Below are 7589 nucleotides of genomic sequence, written 5' to 3'. Positions count from 1 at the left end.
GCCTTCGCAGTTCGGGACTTTCACCCTATAGATTGCACCCATGCCGAGCACACCAAAAAGACAGCGAGTGATTCGCTCGCTGTCTTTTTATGTTTGTTTCGTACAAAACCACCAATCCAAGCAATTCATTTCCCCTTGTTTTGCTTTATTTAATCGTTCTTCTGCTTGTTGAATGGTGCGTGGCGGCGGCATAATGAGTTTATCGCCTACTAACTCATTATGTGGCCAATTCGCTGGTGTTGCTGCTTTATATGCATCCGCTGTCTGCAACGCTTTCACCGCTCGTACAATTTCGTATATGTTTCTTCCGACTGACTCAGGATACGTCAACATGAGACGAATCGTTCCTTCGTGGTCGACAACATATACACTGCGCACCGTTCTTGTTCCTTTCGTTGGATGAATCATCCCGAGCTGTTTCGCCACATATCCAAGTTCATCCGCAATAATTGGGAATGAAATGCGAACACGAAGCTTTTCACGAATCCACTCAATCCATTTTATATGGGAAAACACTTGTTCAACTGATAAACCGATTAACTCTGTATTCATCTGCTCGAATTGCGGCTTCATTTTCTCAAACGCTACAAACTCTGTCGTGCAAACCGGGGTAAAATCAGCTGGATGACTAAAGAGGACAAACCAACGCCCTGCATAATCATCTGGTAATGTGATTGTTCCAACAGTCGTCGCTACCGTCATCGTTGGAAAACAATCCGAAATAAATGGCATAACCATCCCTCCATACGTTTTACCGTTTCAGCTTATGCATCTCTCCATAGGCGTGAACATTGTCCTCATTCTGTCACAAACTCTTCATAAATAAAAACTCGTTTCCCCCTTTTCAACTTCGTTTATTTTATACAAAATACCCGTATGTGTATTTGTAAAGAGAGGGTGAAATATGAGTGAAAAAATTAGTCGACGAACGTTTTTAAAGCGTTCGACAGTTGCTAGTGCAACAGCCGGCATATTATTGCAACAAAAACACCAGGATATGCTCAAACAGACAAATCAGAAGAAAGCACGTTAATCGGTTCGCTCATTGATTTGACAAAATGCGACGGTTGCGCGGCTTACGACACACCACTATGCGTCACAGCATGTAGACAGAAAAATGAACACCGTTTTCCACAGCCACAAAAACCAATTAAAGACTATTGGCCACGAAAAAAACATGAAGACTGGTCCAACGAAAAAGACCGCACCGATCGCCTCACTCCTTACAACTGGACATATGTTGAAAAAGTGCAAGTAAGTTGGAACGGCCAAACAAAAGATGTTGCTATCCCGAGACGATGCATGCATTGTCTTGATGCGCCATGCCAAAAGCTTTGTCCATTTGGTGTGATTGAAAAAACGAAACACGGAGCGGTAAAAATTGACGAAAACTTCTGCATGGGCGGGGCAAAATGCCGTGCCGTTTGCTCTTGGGACATTCCACAACGACAAGCAGGCGTCGGTTTATATATGCAGCTCGTTCCTGAACTAGCTGGGGGCGGGGTGATGTATAAATGCGACATGTGCGCAGACTTGCTTAAAGAAGGAAAGAGTCCTGCTTGTGAAGCCGCCTGTCCGAAAGGGGCAATTGAATTTGGCCCATACGAACAAATTCGCAAAAAAGCGTACGAACGAGCAAAAGAAATAGGCGGCTTTATTTATGGAGATGTCGAAAATAGCGGAACGTTAACGCTTTACGTTTCAGATGTTCCATTTGATAAAATTGATGAGGCGATTGAAGCAAAGAAAAAAGAAGAAAATGATACCCGCTTTGGTCGTCCGCATATGAAGTCTGAAGTTGAAAATATGTTAGAAACGACACACGGATACATGCTCGCCACGCTCATCGCTCCAATCGCTGGTGCAGCAGCCGCAGGCATTACTGCTTACAAAGTATTATCGGGGCAGAAGAAAAAGGAAGGGGGAGAGCACTGTGAGGCAAAAGAAGAAAAATAAAATTTATCGTCAACCGCTTCCGAATCGCTTCGTTCATTGGGGTGTTGCCATTTCAATCATCATGCTTATCATTACAGGCATCGGACAAATGCCTGTATACGGTCGCTATTTAATCGTTCAGCCGTTCGGTACAAAATGGCTCACATCGTATGAGATTACGTTATTAGTGCATTACTTTTTCGCGGCAACACTCCTGTTCTTTACGACGTATCATATCGTTTATCACGTCATGAAAAAAGAGTTTGACATTTGGCCGAAAAAAGGAGACGTAAAAGGTTCTTATCTCATTATAAAAGCGATGATTTTAGGGCAAAAAGAACCACCGAGCGAAAAGTACTTACCTGAACAACGAATCGCCTACTTATATTTCGTCATTTCCATCGGTCTTGTCATCGTCACAGGAGTCATCAAAGTCATTAAAAATATAATGGGCGTTCAGCCATCAAACGGCATTTTGTTTTGGGGAGCGCAGTTGCACAATTTAGCGACCGTCATGGTTATCCTCGGTGTCGTTATGCATTTAGCAGCGTTTATCGTCAAAGAAAATCGCAAACTGTTGCCCGGTATGTTTACCGGCTATGTGGACGAAGAGTATGTAAAAGAACGTCACTCGCTTTGATATAAGGAATTAAAGAAAAGATACGAAAAGCAGTCCTAAGCAAACGGACTGCTTTTTTATTCCTCTGTCCGTTTAATTTGATTTTCTTCAATCACATACTTTCTCATTTCGATTATCGTTCCATCTTCTTTCATCTTCCGCAAAACAACAGTATCTCGTCCACCATTTGTTTTACTTTGAGATGTTTCATACACATACCGAATCCCTTGTTCGATTACTTCACGCGTCCCAAGCCAATCCGGACACTCGTTCAAAAACGAGTCACTGCCAAGCAGAGTAAGAAAATGGTTCATCGCTTCTACGGAAATGTTGAGCGGTTGTTTTTCCACATACAATGTACTCACTTTTGCATCTCGACCAATCTGTTTCAAATACTCCCGCGCCTGTCTTTCTTGCTGTTTAGCAAGTTCATCATAGTATTTCTCTGCATACAACACCTGCGAGTAATATTTTTTCGGAAACATGCGCTTAACCGATTTTGCATATGCATCTCCATCAAGTGGCTCTTCATAGGCGATGAGTTTATATTGCCCATGCTCATCGATTGAAAATGTCATCACAGTCGGAATGGCCCCACTGCCTGACACAATGGCGAATATACCGTCTTGAAATTCAAATACACCAATACTTGCGATTGTGTATGCTTTCACTTTATTTTCTTTTTGCTCTGTACCAAGAATGATGTGTCCTTCCGCAATGTATTCTCCCTTTCGATAAGACTTTCCATGTTTTTTAATCGCTTCACTTACTGCTTTCTCAACACCTCCCACACCTTTTAGTGCATACAATAATGAGCGAAAGCGATCAATATCCTTTGCATATACAGATAAGTGCTCATCCATTTGTTTTTGCACTTGTTCTCTCTCAAACGAATAAGAAACGTGTTTTGCGTCTACATTCACATCAAACGTAATACGATCCAAATTTTCAATTAAAACGAACAAAATAACGGCATTGTCATACAACAATTTTTCTATTTTTTTCAAGCCCATCTCTGTATTTTCCATATCATAATGCACTGTCATTCCATACGGCTCTTTCACCGTTTGAAGCGATAGGCTTCTTCGATATGTCCCAAAAGCTAATTGGTCAAGTAAACGAGAAACATTGCTCGCATCTCCTACATATTTGGATTTATGGGCAAATAGCGCCTCTCCATCAAGACTAGGAGAATCAATGTTTTGTTTAAAATCATTCTCTTGGTAAAAAAATACCCCTACGATCATGACCACAATCAGTAAACTAAAAACGAAAATGGATTTTTTCATTCCACCATCTCTCCGGCTACAAAAAATATAAAACGGTTATAAACTATACTCAATATGCCGTTTCGTCGCCTTCATTAATCCGCCGACATATAAAAAAACCGGGAATCCGATCGAGGTACATAAAGCTAGCAAACTGAAAATAAGAAAATGATTTCCATAACCAAGGTGTTCAAGCATCAGTCCCCCAATCCAAGGACCGATAGCGTTACCTATGGCCGTAAAACCCATCGAACCGAAATATAATCCTTTCATATGCTTAGGGGCAATTTGGTCAATAAAGATGTCGGTCATCGAAAACATCATCACTTCTCCGACCGTTAACACAAACATCGAGACAAATAACATCGGAACAGCAGTAAATAAACCAAATCCAAAAAGACCTAAGGCTACCGCGCCAATGCCAAGCATAATCGATGTTAATGCAGAATAATGCTTGCCAATTCTTGAAACGGGATACTGTACAACGAGTACCGTAATGGCGTTAAATACAATTAAATAAGAAAAAAGCTGTACACCATCTTTATATTGCGACAAATATTGCGGAATAGTTGAATTGAATTGCGAATACCCTATGACACCGAGAATCATTCCGATGACAGCGAATAAAAAAACGCGATCTTTGCCTAATACACCGACAGCACGACGAAGCGTTACATGTTCAGATATATCGCCATGCGTTTGTTCAATGGTATATTTTGAAAACATCACGACGAGTAAAATGAAATAAAGAAAATAAACAAAAGAAGTAATAAAAAATGCCGTCGTCGATGACGAAGCACCGATCTTCAAGCCGACTAATGGACCAATCGCCGCCCCTACATTAATTGCCGCATATCGCAAGTTAAACACAAGCAATTTATTTTCTTGTTTTGTCACCTGCGACAACAACGCTCGCGACGAAGGTTCAAAAAACGAACGGCATAGTCCGTTTAACGCATTTAATAAAAAAAACGTCCAAACGCTCTCCGCTGTCGCAAAACCAATAAACACGAACGTCCACATCAAAAGCGAAATTTTCATCACTTTTTCTTGCCCGTATCGATCGGAAAAATATCCGCCGAAAAACCCACCAAATAACCCTACAATCGAACTGATTCCAATAATTGCCCCTGCCAACGAAGCGCTAACTCCTTTTACGCTCGTTAAATAAATAGCTAAAAACGGAATGGTCATAAACATCGCCATTCTCGCAAACAATGTCCCAATAATGATCGTCGCGCTGACAGGATGCAGTTTTTTTATATGCTCCATGAATTCCCCTTCTATCTTTTGGAATGTAACTATTCAGCCACATCATAAAGTGAGCTGAATATTTTTTGCTTTTCCTGTCTATGATGTGAATATTGATAGACAAGGAGGTGAATCGCATGTTGACGGTACAACAAGCTGTATTTACAGTTGAGAGCTTAAGCGGCAAAGTTCAACAACAAAAACAGCTCATTACTCACCAACAACAAGTCATTGAGCAACTGTTGACAGAAAACAAACAACTACGCAAAGAAAATGAGCAATTGACATATCGCGTTCAAGAGCTGGAAGCACGCACGAAAAAAAACAGCTCTAATAGCCATTTGCCTCCATCTTCTGACCGTTTTGAGAAAAAGCGTTCCTCCCGCGAGCCGTCTGGCAAAAAGCCTGGCGGGCAAGAGGGACATGAGGGAACGACACTCCGTCAAGTGGAACATCCACATCATCGTGTCGTTCATCGCGTACATACGTGTCAAGGATGTGGTGTTTCTTTGCGTGACGTAAAACCGTTTAAAGTCGATGTCCGTCAAGTGTTTGATCTGCCTCCCGTGACAATGGAAGTGACACAACATGAACGCGAAGTGAAATCATGCCCGCATTGTTGATGCGTGCAACAAACCGAGTTCCCGTCACATGTCACAAACCATGTGCAATATGGTCCACGGCTCACGGCGCTTGTTGTTTATTTGCACCATATTCAATTGATCCCTTACAAACGTTTAAGTGATACGATCGAAGCGTTATATCAACACCCAATCAGTACAGGAACCCTTGCCAATATGGTGAAACGAGGACGCGAAGCGCTGGAATCCAATATGGACATGATCGAAGACGCTTTGCTTGGCTCTAACATCTTGCATGTCGATGAAACGAGTTTGCGCATCAATGGGAAACTCGCATGGGTGCATGTCGCGTGTACATCGAAATATACGTACTTGGCTTCTCACGCTTCTCGTGGGAAGAAAGCGACCGATGACATCGGGATTCTTCCACGATATCAAGGAACGATGATGCACGATGCGTTCGGTACGTATCCGAGATACACGAAAGCCACCCATGCCCTTTGTCATGCCCATCATTTACGTGACTTGAAAGGATTTATTGAACAAGGGCATACATGGGCAAAACGGTTGACCACGTTTCTATTATCCGCCAAACAAGTAGTCGAACAACATGGTGGCTTTCTTCCCGGAGAAGAAGCGAAACGTTGGGAGCGCGTGTACGATCGCATACTCGCGAAAGCGCAATATCGGTTGGAAGGGATGACACCGTTGCCAAAAGAAATGCCCTATTTGTGCTGGGCTAATTTACACACTAGCACTGGGGTGAATAGTTACATTCACCGCTAGAAGGATCTACGAAAGCATCCTTTTTGTTTAGTTTAATAGCTTTGTTTTCTTCCTTGGTAGTTGCGGATGGTGATAATGAAAGCATTGAAAAAAACAGACCAAAACTAAGAGCTACAAAAAACAATTTAGATAGATACTTAAGCATGTAAAGATTCTCCCTCCCTTTATTTTGCAGTAATTATCATGCATATTTACCAATAAACTGTAAATACTTTTCTGATTATTTAGCCTTCTATATATATATATATATATATTCCACTATCTTTATCAATAATTGGCCCTATATTGAAGTTTTTTCTATTGTCAGAAGGAAAATTATTGTCCTCTAATACCCCTAAATGAACCCTATATTCTTGTCCTTTAAAAGTTTTAACGATAGTTTCAATTTCTGGATGAGTATCTACATTATTTTGTTTGACTAATGTTAGAGGATCAGCCTGGTACCATGTATACTTTTCCCCTTTCTTACTGACACTTGCAAAACCAATTCCAACACCTTCGGGTAAATCTTTTTTAAAAATAATTAAACGTTCATCTAACTGATCTACTTCCGCTATTATTTCCTCGTGTGTAATCTTTTGATCTTTAATTCCGTATTCAATCGCTTTATCCGAGCTCTCAAAGAATTTTAATTCAGGATTAGAGCAAGCACTAAGGATAATAACCATTGCAAAAAAGAGATATCTATACAGTTTCATTTCAATTTCTCCTCTCATATTTTATCTACTAATATATTTGGACATCAATTTATACATTCCTTTATATACAACAATATCAGTGCTTTTTACCTATATACATGCACTTTAAGATGATGACTTCTGTATGAACACCTTTTTCCATGGTTATACTGCTCCTAAATACTCACGTATAAAAGGAGCGGAAATGACATGAAACGTCTTAAAATTACGAATGATCACGGTTGGACACCTCGAAAACTTCGGAAACAAGAACGGAAAATCAAAGATGCTTCTCTTCGTGTTCGGGTGACTGCCGTTCGTCTTGTCATGGAAGGATTTCTTGGAAAAGATGTCGCAAAAATGGTTAATCTATGCCGCCAATCGGTTTCCCTCTACGTCGAACGGTTTAATGAAGGTGGGCTCGATCATTTACTCGATCGTCGCTTACCACCTGGTCGTGTGCCATTTCTTA

At 41.0% G+C, this 7589-nt stretch carries 8 protein-coding genes and 1 pseudogene; 5 read left to right on the top strand and 4 right to left on the bottom strand.

Annotation, left to right across the window (positions count from 1 at the left end):
- Nucleotides 1–87: 87 nt before the first annotated feature.
- Entirely contained in the window at nucleotides 88–732 is a 645-nt protein-coding gene (locus tag CS060_RS13610; RefSeq protein ID WP_099669052.1) for a peroxiredoxin, read from the bottom strand.
- A gap of 172 nt (nucleotides 733–904) precedes the next feature.
- Here CS060_RS13610 and CS060_RS14370 point away from each other — a divergent pair, with 172 nt between their 5' ends.
- Genes CS060_RS14370 through CS060_RS13600 form a run of 3 tightly spaced genes read left to right on the top strand, consistent with a single transcriptional unit; the run spans nucleotide 905 to nucleotide 2575 of the window.
- On the top strand, nucleotides 905–1033 hold the full coding sequence (locus CS060_RS14370; protein WP_231563762.1) for a twin-arginine translocation signal domain-containing protein: 129 nt from the start codon (nucleotides 905–907) through the stop codon (nucleotides 1031–1033).
- Nucleotides 1034–1050: 17 nt separating this feature from the next.
- Nucleotides 1051–1956: a 4Fe-4S dicluster domain-containing protein gene (locus CS060_RS13605; RefSeq protein ID WP_231563761.1), complete on the top strand. Its 906-nt coding sequence runs from the start codon at nucleotides 1051–1053 to the stop codon at nucleotides 1954–1956.
- A complete protein-coding gene (locus tag CS060_RS13600) occupies nucleotides 1934–2575 on the top strand; it encodes a formate dehydrogenase subunit gamma (RefSeq protein ID WP_035050664.1) in 642 nt (213 codons plus the stop codon). The genes CS060_RS13605 and CS060_RS13600 overlap by 23 nt, the downstream gene beginning before the upstream one ends.
- Nucleotides 2576–2631: 56 nt before the next feature.
- On the opposite strand, the gene CS060_RS13595 is transcribed toward CS060_RS13600, so the two are convergent.
- Nucleotides 2632–3843 carry a DUF4825 domain-containing protein gene (locus CS060_RS13595; protein WP_082180336.1) on the bottom strand — a complete coding sequence of 404 codons (1212 nt, stop codon included), beginning with the start codon at nucleotides 3841–3843 and terminating at the stop codon, nucleotides 2632–2634.
- Nucleotides 3844–3879: 36 nt separating this feature from the next.
- Nucleotides 3880–5094 carry an MDR family MFS transporter gene (locus CS060_RS13590; RefSeq protein ID WP_099669051.1) on the bottom strand — a complete coding sequence of 405 codons (1215 nt, stop codon included), beginning with the start codon at nucleotides 5092–5094 and terminating at the stop codon, nucleotides 3880–3882.
- A gap of 116 nt (nucleotides 5095–5210) precedes the next feature.
- Between CS060_RS13590 and tnpC the strand changes: the two are divergent.
- Nucleotides 5211–6374 (top strand): annotated as a pseudogene (gene tnpC, locus CS060_RS13585) (IS66 family transposase); the annotation flags it as partial.
- 290 nt (nucleotides 6375–6664) lie between these two features.
- On the opposite strand, the gene CS060_RS13580 reads toward tnpC, so the two are convergent.
- A complete protein-coding gene (locus CS060_RS13580; RefSeq protein WP_099669050.1) occupies nucleotides 6665–7138 on the bottom strand; it encodes a hypothetical protein in 474 nt (157 codons plus the stop codon).
- Nucleotides 7139–7327: 189 nt separating this feature from the next.
- Here CS060_RS13580 and CS060_RS13575 point away from each other — a divergent pair.
- The coding region (locus CS060_RS13575) for a helix-turn-helix domain-containing protein (protein ID WP_099669049.1) at nucleotides 7328–7589 on the top strand (262 nt) is incomplete at its 3' end.

This window comes from Anoxybacillus flavithermus, from assembly GCF_002742685.1.
GTDB classification, from domain to species: domain Bacteria; phylum Bacillota; class Bacilli; order Bacillales; family Anoxybacillaceae; genus Anoxybacillus; species Anoxybacillus flavithermus_E.
This window is presented reverse-complemented; position numbering and strand designations above follow the sequence as displayed.

Excerpts from the sequence above, each read along its gene's own strand:
- CS060_RS13610 (WP_099669052.1), bottom strand. The coding sequence starts at position 732 with ATGCCATTTATTTCGGATTGTTTTCCAACGATGACGGTAGCGACGACT.
- CS060_RS14370 (WP_231563762.1), top strand. The coding sequence starts at position 905 with ATGAGTGAAAAAATTAGTCGACGAACGTTTTTAAAGCGTTCGACAGTT.
- CS060_RS13595 (WP_082180336.1), bottom strand. The coding sequence starts at position 3,843 with ATGAAAAAATCCATTTTCGTTTTTAGTTTACTGATTGTGGTCATGATC.
- CS060_RS13590 (WP_099669051.1), bottom strand. The coding sequence starts at position 5,094 with ATGGAGCATATAAAAAAACTGCATCCTGTCAGCGCGACGATCATTATT.
- CS060_RS13580 (WP_099669050.1), bottom strand. The coding sequence starts at position 7,138 with ATGAAACTGTATAGATATCTCTTTTTTGCAATGGTTATTATCCTTAGT.